The 23,276-nt window shown below is 64.0% G+C and carries 21 protein-coding genes; 9 read left to right on the top strand and 12 right to left on the bottom strand.

What is annotated here, in order from left to right; genetic code table 11:
* Positions 1–1,320: a sensor histidine kinase gene (locus IGS55_RS09610; RefSeq protein ID WP_230517211.1), complete on the bottom strand. Its 1,320-nt coding sequence runs from the start codon at positions 1,318–1,320 to the stop codon at positions 1–3.
* A 163-nt stretch (positions 1,321–1,483) separates the two neighbouring features.
* Between IGS55_RS09610 and cqsA the strand changes: the two genes are divergently transcribed.
* A complete protein-coding gene (gene cqsA, locus IGS55_RS09605) occupies positions 1,484–2,728 on the top strand; it encodes an alpha-hydroxyketone-type quorum-sensing autoinducer synthase (RefSeq protein ID WP_230517212.1) in 1,245 nt (414 codons plus the stop codon).
* 3 nt (positions 2,729–2,731) lie between these two features.
* On the opposite strand, the gene IGS55_RS09600 is transcribed toward cqsA, so the two are convergent.
* Genes IGS55_RS09600 through IGS55_RS09590 form a run of 3 tightly spaced genes read right to left on the bottom strand, consistent with a single transcriptional unit; the run spans position 2,732 to position 4,882 of the window.
* Entirely contained in the window at positions 2,732–3,199 is a 468-nt protein-coding gene (locus IGS55_RS09600) for a MarR family winged helix-turn-helix transcriptional regulator (RefSeq protein ID WP_230517213.1), read from the bottom strand.
* A gap of 57 nt (positions 3,200–3,256) precedes the next feature.
* The gene (locus IGS55_RS09595; protein WP_230517214.1) at positions 3,257–3,604 is read right to left on the bottom strand and encodes a GIY-YIG nuclease family protein; all 348 of its coding nucleotides are present in this window, start codon (positions 3,602–3,604) and stop codon (positions 3,257–3,259) included.
* Positions 3,605–3,616: 12 nt separating this feature from the next.
* On the bottom strand, positions 3,617–4,882 hold the full coding sequence (locus IGS55_RS09590) for an MFS transporter (RefSeq protein ID WP_230517215.1): 1,266 nt from the start codon (positions 4,880–4,882) through the stop codon (positions 3,617–3,619).
* Positions 4,883–5,013: 131 nt separating this feature from the next.
* Here IGS55_RS09590 and IGS55_RS09585 point away from each other — a divergent pair, with 131 nt between their 5' ends.
* Positions 5,014–5,409, top strand: a complete 396-nt coding sequence (locus tag IGS55_RS09585; RefSeq protein ID WP_230517216.1) for a group II truncated hemoglobin — start codon at positions 5,014–5,016, stop codon at positions 5,407–5,409.
* A 5-nt stretch (positions 5,410–5,414) separates the two neighbouring features.
* Positions 5,415–6,785 (top strand): DNA recombination protein RmuC, encoded by a 1,371-nt coding sequence (gene rmuC, locus IGS55_RS09580; protein ID WP_230517217.1) that lies wholly within the window; start codon positions 5,415–5,417, stop codon positions 6,783–6,785.
* Positions 6,786–6,794: 9 nt separating this feature from the next.
* Here the strand turns inward: rmuC and IGS55_RS09575 are convergent, their stop codons facing one another.
* From IGS55_RS09575 to IGS55_RS09545, 7 genes are all read right to left on the bottom strand, one after another.
* Positions 6,795–7,724: an MHFG family PEP-CTERM protein gene (locus tag IGS55_RS09575; RefSeq protein ID WP_230517218.1), complete on the bottom strand. Its 930-nt coding sequence runs from the start codon at positions 7,722–7,724 to the stop codon at positions 6,795–6,797.
* A gap of 299 nt (positions 7,725–8,023) precedes the next feature.
* Positions 8,024–8,581 (bottom strand): hypothetical protein, encoded by a 558-nt coding sequence (locus IGS55_RS09570; RefSeq protein WP_230517219.1) that lies wholly within the window; start codon positions 8,579–8,581, stop codon positions 8,024–8,026.
* A gap of 45 nt (positions 8,582–8,626) precedes the next feature.
* A complete protein-coding gene (locus IGS55_RS09565) occupies positions 8,627–8,806 on the bottom strand; it encodes a hypothetical protein (RefSeq protein WP_230517220.1) in 180 nt (59 codons plus the stop codon).
* The gene (gene moeA, locus IGS55_RS09560; protein WP_230517221.1) at positions 8,803–10,650 is read right to left on the bottom strand and encodes a molybdopterin molybdotransferase MoeA; all 1,848 of its coding nucleotides are present in this window, start codon (positions 10,648–10,650) and stop codon (positions 8,803–8,805) included. Before moeA ends, IGS55_RS09565 begins: the two co-directional genes overlap by 4 nt.
* 62 nt (positions 10,651–10,712) lie before the next feature.
* A complete protein-coding gene (moaA, locus tag IGS55_RS09555) occupies positions 10,713–11,834 on the bottom strand; it encodes a GTP 3',8-cyclase MoaA (RefSeq protein ID WP_230517222.1) in 1,122 nt (373 codons plus the stop codon).
* Positions 11,835–11,863: 29 nt separating this feature from the next.
* Positions 11,864–13,201 (bottom strand): chromate efflux transporter, encoded by a 1,338-nt coding sequence (chrA, locus tag IGS55_RS09550; RefSeq protein ID WP_230517223.1) that lies wholly within the window; start codon positions 13,199–13,201, stop codon positions 11,864–11,866.
* 91 nt (positions 13,202–13,292) lie between these two features.
* Positions 13,293–16,475: an Rne/Rng family ribonuclease gene (locus tag IGS55_RS09545; RefSeq protein WP_230517224.1), complete on the bottom strand. Its 3,183-nt coding sequence runs from the start codon at positions 16,473–16,475 to the stop codon at positions 13,293–13,295.
* 696 nt (positions 16,476–17,171) lie between these two features.
* On the opposite strand from IGS55_RS09545, the gene IGS55_RS09540 reads away from it, so the two are divergent.
* The 4 genes from IGS55_RS09540 (at position 17,172) to IGS55_RS09525 (ending at position 20,333) form a co-directional block, all read left to right on the top strand.
* Positions 17,172–18,167 (top strand): RluA family pseudouridine synthase, encoded by a 996-nt coding sequence (locus tag IGS55_RS09540; RefSeq protein ID WP_034754116.1) that lies wholly within the window; start codon positions 17,172–17,174, stop codon positions 18,165–18,167.
* 90 nt (positions 18,168–18,257) lie between these two features.
* The gene (locus IGS55_RS09535; protein WP_034754241.1) at positions 18,258–18,917 is read left to right on the top strand and encodes an HAD-IIIA family hydrolase; all 660 of its coding nucleotides are present in this window, start codon (positions 18,258–18,260) and stop codon (positions 18,915–18,917) included.
* Positions 18,914–19,291, top strand: coding sequence for a Rieske (2Fe-2S) protein (locus IGS55_RS09530; RefSeq protein WP_181878030.1), 378 nt, complete (start codon positions 18,914–18,916; stop codon positions 19,289–19,291). The genes IGS55_RS09535 and IGS55_RS09530 overlap by 4 nt, the downstream gene beginning before the upstream one ends.
* Before the next feature lie 40 nt (positions 19,292–19,331).
* Positions 19,332–20,333: a S49 family peptidase gene (locus tag IGS55_RS09525; protein ID WP_230517225.1), complete on the top strand. Its 1,002-nt coding sequence runs from the start codon at positions 19,332–19,334 to the stop codon at positions 20,331–20,333.
* 377 nt (positions 20,334–20,710) lie between these two features.
* Here IGS55_RS09525 and IGS55_RS09520 read toward each other — a convergent pair whose 3' ends face one another.
* Complete coding sequence (locus tag IGS55_RS09520) at positions 20,711–21,100, bottom strand: hypothetical protein (protein ID WP_230517226.1); 390 nt, start codon at positions 21,098–21,100, stop codon at positions 20,711–20,713.
* 256 nt (positions 21,101–21,356) lie between these two features.
* On the opposite strand from IGS55_RS09520, the gene IGS55_RS09515 reads away from it, so the two are divergent.
* The gene (locus IGS55_RS09515) at positions 21,357–22,067 is read left to right on the top strand and encodes a pseudouridine synthase (RefSeq protein WP_128142190.1); all 711 of its coding nucleotides are present in this window, start codon (positions 21,357–21,359) and stop codon (positions 22,065–22,067) included.
* Between the two features lie 88 nt (positions 22,068–22,155).
* A complete protein-coding gene (locus IGS55_RS09510) occupies positions 22,156–23,154 on the top strand; it encodes a fumarylacetoacetate hydrolase family protein (RefSeq protein WP_230517227.1) in 999 nt (332 codons plus the stop codon).
* Positions 23,155–23,276: the final 122 nt, after the last annotated feature.

Genomic DNA, 23,276 nt, shown 5'->3' with positions numbered 1-23,276 from the left:
TCACCTCGCGCGGTGGATGGATGGAAAACGGTTGTGCGTGGGCACGGGCAGGGGCTGGGGAAATTCCAGCACGAAGATGGCGTAGGCGCCTTCGCGCGCGACGCAGCGGATGCGCGCTTGCCAGGCTTGCATGATTTGCCGGCACAGGGCCAGGCCGATGCCGCTGCCGTTGTGCGAGGGATACGAATAGAAGCGGTCGAAGATCAGCGGCAGGCGGCTGGCGGCGATGCCGCAGCCCGTGTCGATGAACAGCAGGCGCGGCACGGGATGGGCGCCATCGATGATGATGCGCACGCGGCCCTTGCCCGCGCGGTGGATGCTTTTCAAGGCATTGCGCAGCAGGTTCAGCAGGATCACCACGCACAGCTCCGACTGGCCGGGAAACGTGAAATCGGCACGCACGTCGACCTTGACGATGTCGCGCTGGGCCGTGCTGGTAAACGGATAGCGGCGCAGCACGGCCGCCACGCTGTCGTGCATGGCCACCGCTTCGTTCGCTTCGAGCTTGCGGTTGACGGCGCTGGCGCTGAGCAGGAACAGATCGATCATGTGGTGCATATGGCGCACTTCGAACTGGATGCGTGCCAGCGCTTCCAGGCTGGCCGCGTCCGGTGGCTGGTCTTGCATGTTTTGCTGTAGCCCGCGCTGCAGCCCGCGCACGTTCGCCTCGACGCTGACGAGCGGCGTGCGCAATTCGTGCGCCACGCTGCCCAGGCCAGCCGCCAGCCCGGCCAGTTTCTCTTGCGCGCCCACGTTGCGTCCCACCTTGACCACGGACAGCACGGCAATCGTGAACCAGTGCACGGGCAATTGCTGCAAGACGCTGCCGCTGAGCAGGAAGGCGGGATCGCCGGCCACGGCAAACGCCAGGCAGGCCAGCAGGGTGCCGTTCAGGTAGGCCAGTATGGCGATGCGCGTATCGAAGTGAAACAGCACGACCAGCGCCACCAGCAGCGAATGCGCCCACATGGTCGAGGCATGGTTCATCAGGAACATGTACGTGAAGAAAAACGGCAGTTCGAAGGTCAGCCCCAGGAACAGGTAGACGCTGAACCAGGTATTGCTGAAGCGGTCGGGCCATAGCGCGGGCAGGAACAGCAGCGCGGCGATGATGCGCAGCAGCGGCGATTCGTATTCCTGCGGAAAGAAATAATGCCACAGCGCGTAGTACAGGGGCATGCCCAGCGCTCCGATGAGCGCCAGCGTACGCACCTGGGCGCGCCGCACAGGCGTGTGTTCGATGGCGTCGTGGAAATGCAGGAAAGGCTGGAGCAGCTTGCCTTGCCATCGTTTTCCGGAAGGGGACTGCGCATGCATCATGGTAAGGGGGCGTGTTTGTTGAAGCGTGTCAATGCAACATGATCGGCGGGTTCCCTCTGTATCAGCAGGATATCAGCATAACTGTTGAGTTGTATCAAACTCTTGCCCGATGGCTCGCGCATGTTGGACGCGGTAGTTCCCCCGCAACCAATCAGGAGTTCCTATGTTAAACGCCATTTCCCCTCTGTCGTCCCGCGACGTCCACGCCGAACAACGGATGCCCGCCTTTGTGCGCGCGCGCATGGATGAACATTACGTCGAGCGTATCGAGAAGCTGCTTGGCGGCCAGCATTTGCATGAATGGCAGGCCATGCCGGCCAGTGCGGTCATGCTGGCAGGTAATGATTACCTGAACATCGCCGGCGAGGCGGCGCTGCTGGCGGCCCAGGCGCGCGTCTTGCAGGGCGGCGGCGCCATGCTGATGTCGTCCGTCTTCCTGCAGGAAGGCAGCCGCCAGCACCGCCTGGAACAAAAATTCGCGGACTATCTGGGCAGCGAAGCGTGCGTGCTGGCGCAATCGGGCTGGGCCGCCAACGTGGGCTTGCTGCAAAGCCTGGCCGGGCCCGGCATCCCCGTGTACCTCGACATGCAGGCCCATGCTTCGCTATGGGAGGGCGTGCAATCGGCGCAAGCCGTGCCTGTTGCTTTTCTGCACAACGATGGCGCCCACCTGCAGCGCCAGCTCGACAAGCATGGCCCCGGCATCATCATCGTCGACGCGCTGTACAGCACGAATGGCAGCGTGGCGCCATTGCTGGAGATGGTGGAAATCGCCGAGCGCAGCGGCAGCATGCTGATCGTCGACGAGTCGCACTCGCTGGGTACGCACGGCCCGCAGGGCGCGGGGCTGGTGGTGGAGCTGGGCCTGGCCGAGCGCGTGCATTTCCGCACGGCGTCGCTGGCCAAGGCGTTTGCGGGCCGGGCCGGGCTGATTACCTGTTCGGCCCGTTTCAAGGGATATTTTTTGTCCGCTTCGCGGCCCGCCATCTTCAGTTCCTGCCTGCTCGAGCACGAGCTGGCGTGGTTCGACGCGGCGCTCGACTTCATCCGCGCCGCCGATGGCCGCCGCGCCGCGCTGCACCGCCACAGCGTGCAGTTGCGCCAGGGGCTGATGGACCTGGGCTACAACGTCAGCGACGGCACCGAGCAGATCATCGCGCTGGAAGCGGGCAGCGAACCCGATACCCTGATCCTGCGCAAGGCGCTGGAGCGGCACGGCATCTACGGCGCCGTGTTCTGCGCGCCGGCCACGCCGAAAAACCGCTCGTTGGTGCGCCTGACCCTGAATGCGGGCTTGCGCGAGGACGAGTGCGCCAGGGTGCTGGACGCCTGCGCCGCCATCCGCGACGAGACGGGCATGGCGCGCTGGCCATCGACGCGGCGCCTGCGCAAGCTGGCGCTGGTGTAGACCTCAGACTTGGCCGGGCTGGTTGCCCGCGATGCCGTTCAATAGCCGGGACAGGGGCGCCAGTTGTTCCGCGCTGGCATTGCCCAGCAATTCCTGGCCCAGCGCGTGCGCCGTCGTATTCGCGTGCGCCAGCAATGCCAGTCCCGCGGCCGTGATGGCGGCGTAGCCGACGCGGGCATCGCGCGCATCGGCCTGGCGCGCCACCAGACCGATTTTTTCCAGCGGCATCAGCGAGCGCGTGATGCCGGACGCCGTCAGCGCCAGGCGCTCGGCCAGGTCGATGCGGCGCAGGCGTCCGCCGGGCGCGCGCTGCAAGTGGTACAGCAATTGATAATCGCCAAAGCTCAAGCCATGCAGATTGCCCAAGGTGCTGTCGAAGCGGCGCACGAGCATGGCCTGGGCGCGTGCCAGGCGCAGGCAAAAGTCCAGCGCGCTGCCGCCGTCCGGCGGCGGTGAAGTGTGATCGGTCATGGCGTCCTTTTCATTTGCTGCGCAGTGCGTGAGTGCGCAAGTGTAAAGCATGGCCGCTCAATAGCGCGATTGCCCCTGCTCCTGCAGTTGCGCCTGGTGCAGCGCCAGCAGGGCGTCCAGTTCTGCGTCCGCATCGAAACCGGGATCGGCCGATGGCTTGACGGTGTCGATGATGTCGAAGCGAAAAGCCGCCTCGCCATCGCGCCGCCAGTCCGTCTGCAGGCGCGCATTGCGGTGCGAGCCCAGCGCGAGTTCGAAGCGGTGGCGGTTCAGCGCGCCGGGCGCGTTGCGGCTGCGTTCGAGCAGGGTGCGACCGCTGGGCAGGTGGCGCAGCGCGATGATGCCCAGCGCGGGCGCTTGTTGCCGGTAAGCTGCTTTCAAGGCAGCTTGCTGTGTTTTATCCATGGTGAGACTTCCTCAAGCTTGGGTGACGTGGTCGGTGCTTGCGATGCGGGCAATATCGGTGAGCAGGGCGGCGGCGATGGCGGCGGCCAGCAGCAGGGCGCCGCCGGCGCAGAACAGTTCGCCCACGCGCAGGTGGCGCAGCAGCGCGCCCGTGGCCGCCGCCGACAGCGGCGCCAACCCCAGGAAGATACCCATGAACAGCGCCATCGCCCGGCCCAGCATGGCGGGCGCCACGCGCCGCTGTATCCAGGTAAAGATGGCCACCTGCACGTAGCCGCCCAGCAATCCCGTGACGGCCAGCAAGGCCGCGCCTTGCCAGGCTGTATCGATTTGCCCCAGCGCCATCAGCAGGATGGCGACGATGGCATCGACGGCCAGCAGGGTGGCGCCGAAGCGGCGGCGCAGCCAGGCGCCGCCCAGGCTGAATGCCAGCATGCCGGCCAGGGTACCCGCGCCGTGCGCGCCCATCAGCAAACCGAGCGCCGGGGCGCCGTGCAGGCGTTCGCCGGCCAGCACGGGCAGGGCCACTTGCAGCGGACCCATGACGAAGAAGGCCACCACGGCCCAGTAGGCATAGCAGCTGCGCAAGGGCAGGTCGCGCCACACCATGGACAGGCCGGCCGCCATGTCGCGCCACATGCCCTGCGCCGCGGCGGCGGCCTGTGGCCGCAAGGTGACTTGCCGCAAGGTCCAGGCCGAGAACAGAAACGTCAGCGCATCGATGGCGAAGGCGGCGGCCAGCGCCGCCATGGAGGTGTGCTGCCCGCCATCGTGGGCGCCGAGCACGAGCGCCGCCAGCAGCGGGCCGGCCAGCAAGGACAACTGGCGCGCGCCCATCTGCAGGCTGTTGGCCGTCTGCAGCGCCTGCGGCGGCACGGCTTGCGGCAGGATGGCGGTGCCGGCGGGAATGCCGAAGGCGGAGGCGATGCCCAGCGCCAGCGCGGCCGCATACGCGAGCGCCACACTGGCCTGGTCCAGCATCAACAGGCCGGACAGTGCCAGCAGGATGGCGGCGTTCGCATATTTACTCAGCAGCAGCACGTGCCGGGGCGAATAACGGTCGGCGATGGTGCCGCCCAGCAAAATCAGCACGGCGCGCGGCGCGCCCATCAGGGCCACGGCGATGCCCAGGCTCAGGCTATCGTTTGTCAGGCTCAGCACCAGCCAGGGCAGGGCCAGCATGCTGAACTGGTCACCGAGCATGGATACGAGGCCGCCACCGAGCAGCCAGCGGAAATTGGTATTGCGTAGCAAACGAGGTTGGGTGGTGGTTGACATGCTGTTTTGTCTCGGGTTTAAAATTGCATAGTATTTGATAAAAGCTTGATTAGTCAAGTATATTGCCATTTATTGCGGCAGAGGGCGCTGGCGCCGCATGGGCCGCCAGCGCTTGCGCTATCATGGCGGCCATGACTGATACCACTGCCCCCACCCTGTACGAGACCATCGGCGGCGCCCCCGTGCTGCGCGAAATGGTCGACCGTTTTTATGACTTGATGGAACTCGAGCCCGAGTTCGCCGGCATCCGCGTCATGCATCCGCCGTCGACGGATGGCTCGCGCGACAAGCTGTATTTCTTCCTCACGGGCTGGATGGGCGGACCGGATTTGTATATCGAGAAATTCGGCCACCCGCGCCTGCGCGCCCGTCATTTGCCGTACGCCATCGGCACCAGCGAGCGCGACCAGTGGCTGCGCGCCATGGCCTGGGCCATGGAAGACACAGGCATCGAAGAAGCCTTGCGCGTGCGCCTGATGGAATCGTTCTATCAGACGGCCGACTGGATGCGCAACAAACCTGACTGACACCCATGAGCCCAATCGAGTTTTACAGCCTGCTGGGCGCCGCCATCGTCGCCATCGTCTTGTTGCTATTGATCTTGCTGCGCCCGCGCGGCGCGGCCGGCGACGGCGCCACCACCCTGGCCCTGGTGCAGCAGCACCAGCAGCAAAGCCTGGAACGCATCGACCGGGTCGAGCGCGAAGTGCGGCTGCAGCTGCAGGCGTCGGCGCAAGCCACGCGGCAAGACCTGGCGGCGGGCCTGGCGCAATTCCAGGCGGCGACCCTGCAACAGCTCGACAGCCTGCGCACGCAGATGCAGGCGCAGGGCAAGGTCGGGCGCGAAGAACAGGCGCAAAGCCTGGCGCGCTTCGCCGAGAGTACCAATCAAACTCTGGCGCAGCTGACGGAATCGAATGCGCAGCGCATGCTGGAAGTGCGTGCCACGCTCGAGAACAAGATCCGCGATTTGCAGGCCGACAATGGCGCGCGCCTGGAAGAGATGCGCAAGACGGTCGACGAGAAACTGCACGCCACCCTGGAAACGCGCCTCAGTGCGTCGTTCCAGCAAGTGTCGGAACGGCTGGAAAAAGTTCACCAGGGTCTCGGCGAGATGCAGCAGCTGGCGCTGGGCGTGGGCGATTTGAAGCGGGTGCTTACCAACGTCAAGACGCGCGGGACCTGGGGCGAAGTGCAGCTGGAAATGCTGCTGGAGCAGGTACTCACTGTCGACCAGTACGCGAAAAACGTGGAAACCTTGCCGGGCAGCGGCGCGCGCGTGGAATTCGCCCTGAAACTGCCGGGCATGGTCGACGGCGGGCCGCCCGTGTGGATGCCGATTGACGCGAAATTTCCCAAGGAACAATACGAGCGCCTGGTCGAGGCGGCCGAGCGGGCCGATGCGGACGGCGTGGCCCTGGCCGGACGCGAACTGGAGCGGGCCGTGCGGGGCGAAGCGAAAACCATCGCCGAGAAATACCTGGCGCCGCCGCTGACCACCGACTTTGCCATCCTGTTCCTGCCTACCGAGGGGCTGTATGCGGAAGTGCTGCGCCGCCCGGGACTGGCCGACGAATTGCAGCGCGTGCACCGGGTCAGCATCGCCGGGCCATCCACCCTGACGGCCTTGCTCAACAGTCTGCAGATGGGTTTCCGCACCCTGGCGCTGGAAAAGCGCTCGTCCGAAGTGTGGCAAGTGCTGGGCGCCGTGAAGACGGAATTCGGCAAGTTCGGCGAGGTGCTGTCGCAAACCCGGCTGACCCTGGAAAAGGCGGCGAAAAACATCGAAAGCGCGGAAGTGCGCAGCCGGCAGATGGCGCGCAAATTGAAATCCGTGGAAGCATTGCCGGGCGAGGCGGCCGCCTTGCTGCTGGGTAAGGCGGACGCCGGCGACGGCGAGTAGCGCGCCGCCTCAGGCCGCCCGCGTGGTGCGGCGGCGCAGCGCGCTGTAGCCGATCAGCGCCAGTCCCGCCAGCAGCATGCCCCAGGTTTGCGGTTCCGGCACGGCCGGCAAGACGGTCGGCACCGTCGGTGGCAAGCTAGGGATGATCACGGTGGGCGGCACGATGATGCTGCTGCCCCGGTCCGGCGGCAGGCCGCCGCCACCGCCGCCACCGCCGCCGCCGCCCATGCCGGCAGGCGGCGTGATGCCGCCGGCGGTACGTACATAATCGAAGGGCAGGAAAGGAATGCTGGCCACCTCGGGCGGCATGGCGCCGCCCGTGAAGGAACCGCCGCGCAAGGCGTCGGGATTGTCGATCAGGGGCACGCCTGCCGCTTCCGGGGCAGCGGGCGCGGCGGCAACGGGTGCCGCACCGCCGGGAGCGGCACCACCGGGAGCCGCGCCGGCCGCTGGCGGCGCCGATGCGGGCGCCTGCGTGATACGGCTGACGTTGCGGCAAATCGTCGGCACCAGGATGCACTGGCCTTGCACGCAATACACGAGTCCCCGTTCCTGCATCTGCTCGTTCCAGCCCGCACGCGTGACATTGCGGCAGACGCGGCCAGGGCCGAAATGCATGTCGCTGATGCGCGCGTTGTAATTGCCCTTGCCGCGGATGGCGTCGCGGCTGATCACCACGATCTCATCGTACTGGCGCGCACGCATGCGCTCCTTCAATTGTTCGCGCACGGGCGGCGCGATATCCGTATAGCGGTCCACGGCCGCCACCACGTCACCCATGAACGGGTCGACGCCGGGACGATTCCAGTTGCAGTTATCGAGCACATCGGCGCGCGCGATGCCTTTCGCGTAGGCGGGCATGGGCGCCAGGGACAAGGTGGCAAGCAGGCAGGCCGTACCCAGCAAGCTGGCTCCCGCGATCCATGAGCTGTGTCTCATTGTTGTTCCTCGTGAAAACAATATCAAAATTGAACTTTTTGCATGAGTTTGAATGTTATCACCGAAGAAACTTCAATATCAACTAATAAATAAAATTATTACAATTAGTGTTGTGTTTATTGATTTGTTTTAATGGGAAATGATTGATATTTTTATCTCGATGGGGAAACGTCTGCCGCACAGGGGAATTGATTGCAATGGGGAAATGCAAACGGCCCGCGCAGGGCGGGCCGGTGGGAATGAGGTGGAGCTTGGACGGGGGCGCCGCCGGCAGGCGGCGGTGAGGCCAGGAATGCGTGCTAGATGCGGCCTGGACAGGCTTGCGTATCGAAAGCGGGGTAGCCGATGGCGGGCAGCTTGTGCAGCCACCGGCGCATCAAGGTGCGCGCGCCTTGCGCATCGTACTGTCGCCCTTGCTGCAAATCTGCGGCCAGCGTGTCCAGTTCCGCGCAGATGGATTGCTTGCCGGACTGGGCCGCCAGCAGCGACGCCAGCAGTTCTGGCAGCACCTCAGCCGCAGGCGCCGCCTGGCGCGTGACCCGGTAGTGCAGCCAGTAGCGCTCGGCTGCATCGCCATCAAAGCTGGGGACGAAGCCGAACGTGGCGTCATCGTGGCGCAAGCGGTACACAGTGTGGAAGTAATGCGGACCCGTCAGTTCGCCAGGGAAGAGGTCGCGTCGCAGGACGTCGATGGCCAGCGATCCGTTGGGCTCCACGCGCACGGGACTGGGCGAATCGTACTGGTCGATGCTGGCCATGGAGAGTGAGTTGCCTTGCGTGAAGATGATCTTCTGCGTGTAATGGCGCCCGCCCAGGTGGCCGCACAGGGCCATGTAGCGATCATTGATGGCGGTCACGGCCGCAACGTTGCCGCAGCCGGGGCGCAAGGGCGTGTTTTCCTGTCACATGAGCGCCTGGTCGCTGGTGCGCACAAGGCGGATGCCGCCCGCGGTTTCGCCGTGCAAGTCGCCTGGCGCCGTTTCGATGCGCTCGTCGAAGCGCGCCGCGTAGCCATTGCTGCGGACTTCGCCTGCATATGCCGTCATGCCCTGCAGCAGGGCCATTACCAGTATCAGCTTCATATCAGCCCATGGAACAGCACAATATCGACGAGGTCGCCGGCCGCCACGTGGCCTTGCGCTTCATGCAGCACGATCATGCAATTGGCTTGCGTCATCGAACGCAGGATGCCCGAGCCTTGCGCACCCGTCACGCGCACGTGCTGGCGCCCATCGGCGTCGCGTTCGACGATGCCGCGCTGGTATTCCGTGCGGCCCCGTTTCTTGCGGATGGGCGCTTGCGCCGCCACCTGCAGCAGCGGCGGGGTGGATGTGTCCGCATCGGCGCCCATCAGGCGCAGCAGGGTGGGGCGGGCGAGGAAATAAAACGCCGCCATCACGGCCACGGGGTTGCCGGGCAGACCCAGCAGCAAGGCCGTGTCGCCCTCGCTGGCAATCCGGCCAAAGGCCATGGGGCGGCCCGGGCGCATGTTGATTTGCCAGAAGGCCACGTCACCGAGGCGGGCGAGGATCTCGCGCGTAAAATCGGCCGCGCCGCTGGACACGCCGCCCGAGGTGACGATGACGTCGGCCTTGGCGCAGGCGCCGCGCAGGGCCGCTTCCAGCGCTTGCGGATTGTCCTTGACGATGCCCATGTCGAGCACTTCGCAGCCCAAACGGGTCAGCATGCCCAGCAGGGTGTAGCGGTTGCTGTCGTAAATGCAGCCCGCGTCGAGCCGCTCGCCGATCGAGCGCAATTCGTCGCCCGTGGAAAAGAAGGCCACGCGCAGGCGCCGGCGCACGGGCACCGTGGCGATGCCCAGCGAGGCCAGCAGCCCCAGTTCGGCCGGTCCGAGTAGTTTGCCCTGCAGCAGCGCAGGCTGGCCCTGCATCAAGTCTTCGCCCTTGAAACGGCGGTTGTCGCCGGGGCGGATGCAGTCCGGCGCCATGGTGATGCTGGTTTCATTGGCTTGCAGCACGAGTTCCTGCGGCACCACGCTGTCGCAGCCGTCGGGCATGACGGCGCCCGTCATGATGCGCGCGCATTGCCCGCGCTCAACTTTGACCGTACCGGGACGCCCGGCCAGGATGGTGTCGACCACGGCCAAAGTCACTGGCGTGTCGCCACCGAGGTCGCCGCCGTGCAGCGCATAGCCATCCATGGCGGAATTGTCGTGCGCGGGCACGCTGATGGGCGAAATGATGTCGGCCGCCAGGATGCGCTCGAACGCTTGCGGCAGCGGCAGTTCCTCGATCTCGGCGACGGGGGCGGCGGTGTCGGCCAGGATGGCTTGCGCCATCGGCACGCTCAATCCCTGCGCCTGCAGGGCGGCCAGCTCGTCCGGGGTATTGATGTTGCCGAATGCGCCATTGTTCTCGAAAAGCACTTCGGCCAGTCTCAATGGGCCATGCCAGGTACGCATGCGGCGCTCGCCGCCGCGCAGATACGAGTCTAACTGGGGCAGGGCCGATGTTTTCACCAGGCAAAAGACGGGATGGGGGCGGCGCACCGTCGATCCCGTCGCCGGATCAAGCTCTTCGGTGACGGCGATGGCCAGGTCGGCATTGTCCTGCGTCAAACCGGCCGCCAGGCGCGCTGCCAGATCGGGCGGCAGCAGGGGCGAATCGCACGGCACGGTGAGCAGGTAGGGCGTGCCGGCGTGCCGCATGCCGCTGTGCAGGCCGGCCAGGGGACCCAGCTGGCCCGGCAGCGCGTCGGGCCACACGGGCAGGCCGAAGCGCGCGTAATCGCCGGCATCCGCGTGGACACTGATGGCCAGCTGGCCCACTTGCGGCGCCAGGCGCTGCAGCACGTGGCGGGCCAGGGGCTGTCCATGCAGGCACAGCATGCCCTTGTCGCGCTGGCCCATGCGCGTGCCGAGGCCGCCGGCCAGGATCAGGCCGGTAATGTCGTGTTTGTTGATCATGTCAGGTAGGGAAATTGGTGCATGCGCCATGGTAGCAGCGCGGGGCGGGCGCCGCGCCGGATTCAGCCGCCGATGTACGACATTTCCACTTTCTTTTTACCGTGCTCAAGTGTGCCGCCCGTCAAATCCGTCTGGCTGGTGCGCAATTGCGAATAGCGGTCGCCGCGGCCGCGCCACAGCTGCGCCACGGCCGAGGATATTTCCGCGTCGCTGCGGCCGCCGCGCAGCAGGCTGCGCAAGTCGTGGCCGCTGCTGGCGAACAGGCACGTGTACAGCTTGCCCTCGGTCGAGAGGCGGGCGCGGCTGCAGTCGGCGCAGAACGCTTGCGTGACGCTGGAAATGAGGCCGATCTCGCCGCCGCCATCGGCATAGCGCCAGCGCGCCGCCGTCTCGCCCGTGTAGTTCGGGTTAATGGGCAGCAAGGGCATGTGTAAGGCGATGCGGCGCACGACTTCGGCGGACGGGATGACTTCCTGCAAGTTCCAGCCATTCGACGCGCCCACGTCCATGTATTCGATGAAACGCAGGATGTACGGCGTGCCCTTGAAGTGGCGCGCCATGGGCACGATTTCCTGTTCGTTCATGCCGGCCTTGACGACCATGTTGATCTTGATGGGCCCCAGGCCGGCGGCGTGCGCCGCATCAATGCCGTGCAGCACGTCGGCGACGGCGAAATCGACGTCGTTCATGCGCTTGAAGGTGGCGTCGTCGAGCGAGTCGAGCGATACGGTCACGCGGTTCAGGCCCGCATCCTTCAAGGCTTGCGCTTTTCTGGCCAGCAAGGAACCGTTGGTCGTCAGGGTCAGGTCCAGCGGCTGTCCCGACGGCGTGCGCAGGGCGGCCAGCATGGCGATGAGCTTTTCGATATTCTTGCGCAGCAGCGGCTCGCCGCCCGTCAGGCGGATCTTTTCCACGCCGTGTTCAACGAACAGGCGCGCGATGCGCGTGATTTCCTCGAACGACAGCAAATCCGTATGCGGCAGATACACGTGGTTCTTGTCGAACACGTCTTTTGGCATGCAATACACGCAACGGAAATTGCAGCGGTCGGTAATCGAGATGCGCAAGTCGTGCAGGGACCGGCCCAGGCTGTCGGCCACGCTGCCGCTGGGATTTTCCAGCGTCGCGGGGATCGCCGGTGCCCCATTGCGGGCTTCGGCGAGGTAGATAATCTTGTCAGCCATGAAAGGTCATGCCACTTACGTAAAATCGGTCAAGGCAGATACGATAGCACGAGGCCGAAGATGGCACAGGCGAGCAGCAATTTGATGGTGCCCACTTGGTACTTGATCAGCGCCACGCCGGCCGCCAGCGCGATGGCAATCGCTACCCAGTCCCAGTGCGGCAGCGGGTTTGTTTGCCAGAAGACATGGCGGCCAAAGAACAGGGCCAGGCTGGCGATGACGCCCACCACGGCAGCCGAGATGGCCGTCAGGGGCGCGCTCAGGCGCAGATTGCCGCGCGACGCTTCCACGAGGGGGGCGCCGGCCAGGATGAAGATGAACGAGGGCAGGAAAGTAAACCAGCTGGCGACGAGCGCGCCGCACACGCCCGCCAGCCACAGCTGCTCACCCGTTACGGCATGGCTCCAGCCGCCGACAAAACCGATGAAGGCGACGATCATGATCAGCGGGCCGGGCGTCGTTTCGCCCAGCGCCAGGCCATCCATCATTTGCGCGCTCGTGATCCAGTGGTAGTGGTCGGCGGCGCCCTGCACCAGGTAGGGCAGCACGGCATACGCGCCGCCGAACGTGAGCAGGGCCGCCTTGCTGAAAAACACGCCCATCTGCGCCAGCGGCTGGTCCGCCCCACCCGCCAGCGCCAGGCCCAGCCAGACGAAGAAGGCCAGCGCCAGGCCCACGGCGGCCGTGCCAAGCAGGCGCGGCCAGCGGAAGCGCGCGTGGTCCGGCGTCGGCGTGTCGTCATCGATCAGGGCGGCGCCGTAGCGGGCCGCGCCGCCATGCGACGCGCCGTTGGCATGAAAGTGGCCCGGCAGCCAGCGCCCGCCCGCCATGCCCAGCAGGGCGGCGCTGAGCACGATCAGTGGAAATGGCAGCTGTAGCGCGGCGATGGCGACAAATGCGGCCGCCGCGATGGCGATCAGGGCGGGGCTGCGCAAGGTGCGCCGGCCCAGGCGCCACGCGGCCGCCAGCACGATGGCGACGACGGCCGGCTTGATGCCGTACAGGACGCCGGCGATGGCGCCCACGTGGCCATACGCCATGTACAGCCAGGACAGGGCGATCAGCACCAGCAGCGAGGGCAGCAAAAACAGCAGGCCCGCCACGAGGGCGCCGCGCGTGCGGTGCATCAGCCAGCCGATGTAGATGGCCAGCTGGGTCGCTTCCGGCCCCGGCAGCAGCATGCAGTAATTGAGAGCGTGCAGGAAGCGCTGCTCGGAAATCCAGCGCCGCTTTTCCACCAGTTCCGCATGCATCATGGCGATTTGCCCGGCGGGGCCGCCAAAGCTGACGCAGCCCAGCTTGAGCCAGTACCGGAAGGCGCTGCGCAGGCTGACGGGGGCGGGAGGCAGATTGGCGTTCTCGTGCATGGCGGGTGGAGGGCAGCAAAAAAGTGGACATAAAAAAGGGGAAGCCTGAGCTCCCCCTTTCATCATTGGCGGCTGGGCGAACCCGGCACGCTTATGGACGTTGCGTGTTGACCTGGATCAACGGCTCATCCGATTGCGGCGGCAATGGCTTGCGTTCGCGTGGCTTGCGGACCGGAGCGACTGCCTTCGCGGCCGCTTCCTGCGCCAGGCGCAGTTTTTCCGGATCGGTGGCAGCCAGGGTCAGGCCGGCCGAACCGAGCACCGCGCTCAAGTCCAGCGGTGCGGCAGGAGCAGGAGCAGGAGCGGGAGCAGCGACAGGCGCTGGTGCTGGTGCTGGTGCCGGAGCAGGGACGGGAGCTGGAGCGGGAGCCGCTTCGGCTACCACCGGGGCAGCTTCCACCACGGCTGGCGCCGCTTCGGCGACTGGCGCTGCTGCTGGAACTTCTTCAGCCACGGCGACGGTTTCCACGGCAGCTGCCGTTTCCACGACTGGGGCCGCTTCGGCGATGACTTCCGCTGGAGCAGGCGCTGGCGCCGGTGCAGCTTGCGCTTTCTCGGCAAAGCTGTACTCGGCAGCTGGTGCTGGTTCGGCAGCGGCTGGTTCAGCTTGCGCTGCAGCAACGACGGCTTCCACAGGGGCCGGCGGCACGATCACTTCAGCCGCTGGTGCGGCTTCCTCAGCCTTGGCCACTTCCACCACTTCGACCACTTCGACCACTTCCACGACTTCAGCCACGACGGCAGGAGCGGCATCCAATGCGGCTTCCACTGGTGCGGCAATGGCGACGACAGCGGCGGCGGCCACGACGGCGACTGGAGCGGCATCAGCGGCATCAGCGGCAGCTTCCGGCGCCGGAGCGACCGTAAAGCTGATCACTGGTGCGTCCTGGCCTTCGTTGTCACCGTTTGCCGATTCGATCAGCTCGCCCGTTTCGCGGTCGCGGCGGTTGCGGTTGCGGCCACCACGACGACGGCGGCGGCGCGGTTCTTCGCCTTCCACGTCGTTTTCCGTCTCTTCGCCTTCAGGACCGGCATTCGCCGGCGCTTTCAGCAGATTCGCCGGTGCGGCGTCGGATTCAGGACCGTTTGACGGCACGACGACATTCACTGCGCTGGCGGTGGCGCCAACCAGTGCCAGCTCTTCAGCTTTCACTTCAGCAACAACAGCCTTGTCGGCGCGTGGTTCGCGCGCTTCGCGTGGCTGGCGTGGCGGACGCTCGGCGCGCTCAGGACGTTCCGCGCGTTCCGGACGCTCGGCGCGTTCAGGGCGTTCGCCGCGTTCGCGCGGTGCTGCCGCCGTATCGCCGTTCTCGCGCGCTTCACGCGGTTCGCGTGGCGGACGCGGTGGACGTGGCGGACGGGCCGCTTTTTCCAGTGCTTCCGCTTCTTTCGCTGCATCGTCCTGGGCTGGACGGCCCTGGCCTGGTTCGCGTTCTTCGCGGCCAGGCTTGCCGTTGCGGCCACGGCCACGCGGGCCACGGCTGTTGCGGTCGCCACGGTCGGCGCCGGCCGGCTTGGCTGGTGCGACAGGAGCGGGCGCGGGCGCCACCGGTGCCGGGGCGCCGGTGAAGAAGCTGATGATCTTGGCGATCAGGCCCTGTGGTGCGGCAGGCGCGGCCACTGGAGCCGGTTTCGCTTCGACGGGCTTGCGCTCGACCAGCGGTGCCGGCTGGTCAGGCGTGATCGTCTTGACGACGGCTTCCTGGCGCGGCTTGGCTTCTTCCTTCTGGCGCTTGCTGTACGCCATGTCGGTTTCAGCGCTTTCCGCCAGGTTGTAGCTGGCCTGGCTGTCTTCCAGACGCGGGTCGTCGTGCTTGATGCGTTCCAGCTTGTAATGCGGCGTTTCCAGATGCTTGTTCGGGATCAGAATCACGGCGATGCGGTGGCGGTTCTCGATTTTCAGTACTTCGCCGCGCTTTTCGTTGAGCAGGAAGGCGCCCACGTCCACGGGCACTTGCACGTGGATGGTGGCCGAGTTTTCCTTCATCGCCTCTTCCTGGATGATGCGCAGCACCTGCAGGGCGGACGATTCCGTATCGCGGATGTGGCCGGTGCCGGAGCAGCGCGGGCACGTCACGTGCGAGCCTTCGGACAGCGAAGGACGCAGGCGCTGGCGCGACAGTTCCATCAGGCCGAAGCGCGAGATCTTGCCCATTTGTACACGGGCACGGTCATGGTGCAGCGCATCTTTCAGACGCTGTTCCACTTCGCGCTGATTTTTCGCCACTTCCATGTCGATGAAGTCGATGACGATCAAGCCGCCCAAGTCGCGCAAACGCAGCTGGCGGGCCACTTCTTCGGCCGCTTCGCAGTTGGTGTTGAAGGCGGTCGTCTCGATGTCCGAGCCGCGCGTGGCGCGGGCCGAGTTGACGTCGACGGAGACCAGCGCTTCGGTATGGTCGATCACGATGGCGCCGCCCGATGGCAGCGGCACGGTGCGGCTGTACGCCGTTTCGATCTGGTGTTCGATCTGGAAGCGCGAGAACAGCGGCACGTCGTCGCTGTAGCGTTTTACGCGGTGCACCATGTCGGGCATCACGTGGCTCATGAACTGGTGCGCCTGGTCGTAGATCTCGTCGGTGTCGATCAGGATCTCGCCGATGTCGGGCTGGAAGTAGTCGCGGATGGCGCGGATGACGAGCGACGATTCCTGGTAGATCAGGAAAGCGCCGTTGGCCGACTTGCCGGCGCCTTCGATGGCGCGCCACAGTTGCATCAGGTAATTCAAATCCCACTGCAGTTCATCGACGTTGCGGCCGATGCCTGCCGTGCGGGCAATCACGGACATGCCAGCTGGCAAGTCCAGTTTATCCATGGTTTCGCGCAATTCCTGGCGCTCTTCACCTTCCACGCGGCGCGATACGCCACCGCCACGCGGGTTGTTCGGCATCAGGACCAGGTAGCGGCCGGCCAGCGAGACGAACGAGGTCAGGGCGGCGCCCTTGTTGCCGCGCTCTTCCTTCTCCACTTGCACCATGATTTCCTGGCCTTCGCGCAGCGCTTCCTTGACGGAAGCGTTACGCACGTCGACGCCTTCGCGGAAATACGTGCGGGCAACTTCCTTGAAAGGCAGGAAGCCGTGGCGGTCTTCGCCATAGCTGACGAAGCACGCTTCGAGCGATGGCTCGATGCGCGTGATCACGCCCTTGTAGATGTTGGATTTGCGCTGTTCGCGCCCGGCTGTCTCGATATCGATGTCGATCAGTTTTTGTCCGTCGACAATCGCTACGCGCAGTTCTTCTTGCTGCGTGGCATTAAACAACATGCGTTTCATTTTTATAACTCCGCGACCCGTAGGCCATCTCAAAGCCGCTTCCGGGGAAGCGGCGAAGTACAGGGATATATGCGAGAACGGGAGTGCTGGCGGGGGAAATGCCCAGGCGTGCGGAGCAACAACGCGTACGAGGTATACGTTACGGCCGCAACAGGCGCGGTGAGGTCGATCGTCATGCCGAGTGCACAGGACACTTGCAACTCATCTGAAACAGCCCGGATGAGAATGAACTGCATCGGGGGCAGAGAATGCAAGTGGTCAGCAAATTCAGAGCCAAAATCGTTAGCCGGCTCATTACAGGGATCGCGATGGCGAGGCTTGGCCTCAGCCTATCATCGACAACCCTCAGTATTTGGCCACATACGGGGTTTGGCGAAAACGGCAAGCGTTATCAACTTCATCAACCCGCGAGCCCGACTCGATAAGTCGCGCTAACGGGTACTTATCCTTATAATCCCACACTCACTTCAGCATCTCCACGCGTTATCCGATTACAACTACGGTGCAACCTTGATTCGCGCAGGGATGGTGCATATACATTTTTTTCCACCGAATTTGCAATTTGGCGAGGCCGGTGGAGACGCCCCTGTGTAAAATGTGCTTTTATTCTTACACTCGCAGCAGCCAGGGCCGCAGCAAAAACAATTATATATTCAAAATGAAGGACTTAGAGAGATTTCTGGGAAGACATAGTAAATGAAGAGTCAAAATGATGTTGTTCCCCCTTCAACACCCCCGGTTCAGCCGCAAGCCCAATTCGTAACGATCGCCGAGGAAGAAGCAGGCCAGCGCATCGACAACTACTTATTAAGAGTGTGCAAGGGAGTGCCTAAAAGCCACATCTACCGGATCTTGCGATCGGGAGAAGTGCGGGTCAATAAAGGCCGTATCGATCAGTTGTACCGTCTCGCCGCCGGCGACGTGGTGCGCATTCCACCCGTGCGCGTGGCCGAAAAGGCCCCTACGGGCGCGCCAGCCGCCGAATTCAAGATCATCTTCGAAGATGCGCAGCTGCTCGTCATCGACAAGCCGGCCGGCGTGGCCGTGCATGGCGGCTCGGGCGTGTCGTTCGGCGTGATCGAGCAATTGCGCGCTTCGCGCCCCGACGCCAAGTTTTTGGAACTGGTGCACCGCCTGGACCGCGACACGTCCGGCCTGCTGTTGCTGGCAAAGAAACGCACGGCGCTGACCAATCTGCACGAGCAGATGCGCGACGGCGTCACCGACAAGCGCTACCTGGTGCTGGTGGCCGGCGACTGGAAGAATGCGCGCCAGCATATCAAGTTGCCGCTGCATAAATATACGACGGCCGAAGGCGAGCGCCGGGTGGCCGTGCAGGCCGATGGCCTGGCGTCGCACACGGTGTTTTCACTGTTGCATAAATATCACAACTTCGCCTTGCTGGAGGCGGAATTGAAGACGGGACGCACGCACCAGATCCGCGTGCACCTGTCCTCGTCCGGTTTCCCCATCGCCGGCGACGATAAATATGGCGACTTTGCCCTCAACCGTGCCCTGTTGAAGGCCGACAGCACGCGCGGCGCCCTGAAACGCATGTTCCTGCATGCGCACCAGATCACGTTTACGCATCCGGAAACGGGCAAGACGATGACCCTGAACGCGCCGCTGGCTGCCGAATGCGAGCGTTTCTTGGTAAGCTTGGGCAAACCATTGGCCGTTGCCGCACGATAAGTATGCAGCGCGTGCGCGCGACACTACTCACAAGGTAGTCAGTCGCCATCATTCATTCTCAAGGAGCCGGCGGCTATGCTGTCGGGAAACATGGCAAGAAAGCAATTTGATCTGATCGTCTTCGATTGGGACGGTACCCTGATAGACAGTACCTCGACCATCGTCAAGTGCATCCAGGCATCGGCCAAAGACCTTGGCTTGCCCATTCCCACCGAGTTGCTCGCTTCGCACGTGATCGGCCTGGGCTTGCAGGAAGCCATGCAGCTGGTGATGCCGGACGTGGAGCCGAAATACCATGCGCGCATGGCCGAGCGCTACCGCTATCACTATCTGTCGCGCGACCATGAGCTGACCCTGTTTCCCGGCGTACACGAGATGCTGCAGGAACTGTCGCAGCAAGCGTACTTTCTCGCCGTCGCCACGGGCAAGAGCCGTGTCGGCCTGAACCGCTCCTTGAATGCCGTCAAGCTGCTGTCCCTGTTCGATGCGACGCGCTGCGCCGATGAAACGTTTTCCAAGCCCCATCCGGCCATGCTACAGGAACTGACGCGCGAACTGGGGCAGGATATGCGGCGTACCGTGATGATTGGCGACACCAGCCATGATTTATTGATGGCAAGCAATGCCGGCGCGGCGGGTATTGCCGTAGAGTATGGAGCGCATCCGGTGGCGCAGTTGCAAGCCTGCAATCCACTGTATTCGGCCGCCACGGTGGCCGACCTGCATCAATGGCTGAGCGAGCACGCATGATGACTGATGTTGCGGAAGTGTTGATTTGTGCGGCCGACGCCGTGGCCGATGGCGGCAAGGGCGTGCGCTTTCCCGTTTCGGCCGGTGGCGAAGCGACCACGGGCTTTGTCGTGCGCCATGGCGGCAAGGCGTATGGCTACCTGAACCGCTGTGCCCACGTGCCGATTGAACTGGACTGGGCCGAAGGCGAGTTTTTCGAGTCCAGCGGCTTGTACCTGATGTGTTCGACGCATGGCGCCATCTATGTGCCGGAAAGCGGCTTGTGCGCGGGCGGTCCCTGCAAGGGCGGACGTTTGCGTCCGATCGCCGTGGCCGAGCGCGATGGCCAGCTGTACTGGCAACCCGACGAGTATGTACAGCCGCTGCCGGCCTGAGGCCGGGGCAGGCCTTATTGCAATTTAAACAAAGTGAATCATGAGCGATAACACGAATGACAAGCTGGACAGCAGCGCGCCAGCCGCCAGCCACGGCGTCCCTGCGGGGAACTGGGAGCGCGACGTGCTGGAAAAGCTGGTATTTGCCACTTTGCAAGAGCAACGCGCGCACCGCCGCTGGAGCATCTTTTTCAAGATCTTCGGCCTGCTGATCGTGCTGTTCGCCCTGTGGGTGTTTTATGACTACAACACGGCCGACGACAGCGAAACCCTGGGCCGCCACACGGCCCTGATCGACATCAATGGCGCCATCGAGTCCGAAGGCAGCGGCTCGGCCGCCGTCGTCATCCCCGCGCTGGACAAGGCGTTTTCCGATGCCGGCTCCGTGGCCGTGGTGCTGCATATTAATAGTCCGGGCGGCAGCCCCGTGCAGGCCGGCATGATCGTCGACGAGATGCAGCGCCTGCGCAAGGGCTATCCGGACAAGCCTTTATATGTGGTGGTCGATGAAATGTGCGCTTCGGGCGGCTATTACATCGCGGCCGCCGCCGACCGCATCTACGTCAACAAGGCCAGCGTGGTCGGCTCCATCGGCGTGCTGATGGATGGCTTCGGCTTTACGGGCGTGATGGAAAAGGTCGGCGTCGAGCGCCGTTTGCTGACGGCGGGCGAGAACAAGGGTTTCATGGACCCGTTCAGCCCCCTGACGGACAAGCACAAGGCATATGCGCAAGGCATGCTCAATGAAATCCACCAGCAATTCATCGAAGTGGTGCGGGCGGGGCGGGGCAAGCGCCTGAAAGAAACGGCCGATACCTTCTCCGGCTTGTACTGGACGGGAGCGAAAGCCGTGGAAATGGGTCTGGCCGACGATTTCGGCACGGTCGACAGCGTGGCGCGCGACGTCGTCAAGGCGGAAGACATCGTCGACTATACGCAGCATGAAGGCTTGCCGGAACGGGTGCTCAAAAAGTTTGGCGCCGCCATGGGCGCGGGCGCGATGAAGGCGGCCGTGCAGCAGTCACAACCGGCGTTGCGCTGAGGACATCACTCTTGGCTGGCAAGCAAGCCAATCGAGAATGATTTTCAATAAGGTGGTAAATTGGCTTGAAAATGGGGCTGCTTGGGCTATAGTGAAACCGTAGTTCTTTTCAAGGAGGGGCGATATATCAACTATGTTGTCAGTACTAACTTGATTGGCAGGTCCTGGAACTACTCGCCGCATCGCAGATGTGGTTTTGAGTGAATTTACATTCCTCACTAAAGTCCCGATGGGGCTTGGGAACGGCGGCGCAATGCCGCCGTTTCCTTTTGTGCGTCGTTCGTGCCGAATGGGCAAGTGTGGTTCGATGTTGGAGTTGGGCGTGCTGGCAAGGCAGGCATGCGAGGGCAGGGCATGGCCGGTTGGATGGGGCGCGCTCAGACGACGCAGCCGTTGCAGTGCGCGGGCAGGGCGTCTGCCTGCCGGGCCGGCGCTGCGCCGGCACTGGCGTTGGCGCCGGAACTGATCTCGGGCGCTGTGTCCACCATGACGGGCGCCGTCACGTTGCCGGTTTCCGCGACCGCATCCGCATCCGGGTGGGCAAAACCGCCCAGTTCCAGCCAGCACATGAAATGGCATTGCGCTTCGGCATGCCAATGCGTCTGGCTCGCTGGTGATGATGTTGCGTCCTCATCCTGCGGCGCCAGGGCGCTGCTCCAGCGCGCCACGCCGAGTCTGACCTTGTGCATGGCCGCCTGTTCCGTAGCGATGCGCAGGCGCATGTCGGCGATGCTGCCTTGTAAGGCGATGGTATCGGTATGCTTCATACAATGTCCTTGTGTGTCGTTGCTTGGTTATTATTCCTAAAGCTCGTTAGGCGGATTCCTAACGAAGTTTCAGTCTATCAATGCGATATTCCGAGCGCTTGATATTGCTCAAAGGAATTGGCCATTTATATCGAAATCTCACCTTGTACTTCAGCTCATCTGTGCATGCGCAAGGCTGGTGCGCCCTCGGCGGCCTTGCGCAGGCCGCGCGCGCGGCCGCTTCACGCTGCCAGCCGCTTCTGGTAAAGTCACGCCCATGAGTAAATTATCCCTAGACCGCATCCTGCAATCGCAGGGTTTTGGCACCCGTAAATATTGTCGTTCCCTCATCGAAGATGGCGATGTCGTCATCGATGGCGTCACCCAGACCAATTACCGCACCACCGTCGAGACCGAAGGCCTGGTGCTGCACGTGTTCGAAGAAGAGTGGGTCTACCGCGCGCATCTGTACCTGGCGCTGAACAAGCCCGCCAACTTCGAATGCTCGCGCAAGCCCAGCCATCACCCTGGCGTGCTGACCCTGCTGCCGGAACAGTTCACCTGGCGCGAAGTCCAGCCCGTCGGCCGGCTCGATCACGATACGACCGGCATGCTGTTGATGTCCGACGATGGGCCGTTTATCCATGCACAATCGTCGCCGAAGCGCCACGTTCCCAAGATTTACCAGGCCACCACGCAGGAGCCCGTGACGGATGAACTGGTGGCCCTGTTATTGGCCGGCGTGCAATTGCACGATGAGCCGGCTCCGCTGGCAGCCCTCGTCTGCGTCAAGCGCGGAGAGCACCAGCTGGAAATTGTGCTCGAGCAAGGCAAATACCACCAGGTCAAGCGCATGCTGGCTGCCGCCGGCAACCATTGCAGCGCGCTGCACCGTTCCGCCATCGGCAGCCTGACCCTGGAATCGCTGGGTATTGCCGAAGGAGAGTGGTGCTATCTCACTCCAGAGCAACTGGCGCTGCTGGCGTAAATCTCTTCTGATCGTCAAAGCCGGGGATATCCCGGCTTTTTGGCGTCTTTAGCCTCCTATTGCCTGCTTTTGACGAAGTTTTCCGCACATGAAATTAGCTACCCTGAACGATGGCACGCGCGATGGCCAGCTGGCTGTCGTCTCGCGCGACCTGAAAACGGCCCACCTGGCCGATGGCATCGCCTCGACCCTGCAAAAGGCGCTCGACGACTGGAGCTTCATCGCGCCCCAGCTGGACTTGCTGTACCAGACCATCAATAGCGGCCGCGGCCATCGCGCCTTCGAGTTCGACCCGGCTAACTGCATGGCGCCCTTGCCGCGCAGCAGCCTGCGCGTGGCGGGCGCGTCCTACCTGCAGCAGATCGAGCGGGCCTGCAAGGCGGCGGGACTTGAAGCGCCCGCCAATCTGCGCGATGCTCCAAGGATGTACCAGGGCGCCAGCGACGATTTCCTCGGCGCCCACGATGCCATCACCCTGGCGCACGAGCAGTGGGGCATCGATTACGAGGCAGGCATCGCCGCCATCACGGACGACGTAGCCATGGGCTCGACGCCGGACCAGGCGCACCTGAACATCAAGCTGTTGATGCTGGTCAACGACATCACGCTGCGCAACCTGGCGTCCGACGAGCAAGCCGGCGGCTACGGCTTCCTGCAGGCGAAGCCGGCCATGGCTTGCTCGCCTGTCGCCATCACGCCCGACGAGCTGGGCGACGCCTGGCGCGGCGGCAAGGTGCATTACGCCTTGCGCTGCAGCCTGAACGGCAAGTTGACGGGCCAGCCCCACGCAGGCGCCGACATGGCCTTCAATTATCCGCAACTGCTGGCGCACCTGTGCCAGACGCGCAACGCGCGCGCCGGCAGCGTGGTCAGCGCGGGCGGCGTCGCCAACAAGGAAGTCAAGAAGGGGTTTTCCAGCATCGTTGAGCGACGTAACCAGGAGATGATCGCCGATGGCGTCGCCAGTACGCCGTATCTGCTGTTCGGCGATGTTGTTCGACTGGAAATGCTGGGCGACGACGGTAAATCCTTGTTTGGCGCCATCGAACAGACGGTGAAGCAGGCCGAGGCGCGAAAAAATCGTTAGTGACCCGAGAAAATGCCCATGACTGCGTTGCAGCCCCTCGCCGTGCCATTCGTACTGTCTTCGGGGCTGCGCCTTGTCCTGACCATTTTTCGGTCCCCTCTGAAATGGGCGCCTGCGGCGCC

Source organism: Janthinobacterium sp. EB271-G4-3-2, from assembly GCF_020858035.1.
GTDB lineage: Bacteria > Pseudomonadota > Gammaproteobacteria > Burkholderiales > Burkholderiaceae_D > Janthinobacterium > Janthinobacterium aestuarii.
This window is presented reverse-complemented; position numbering and strand designations above follow the sequence as displayed.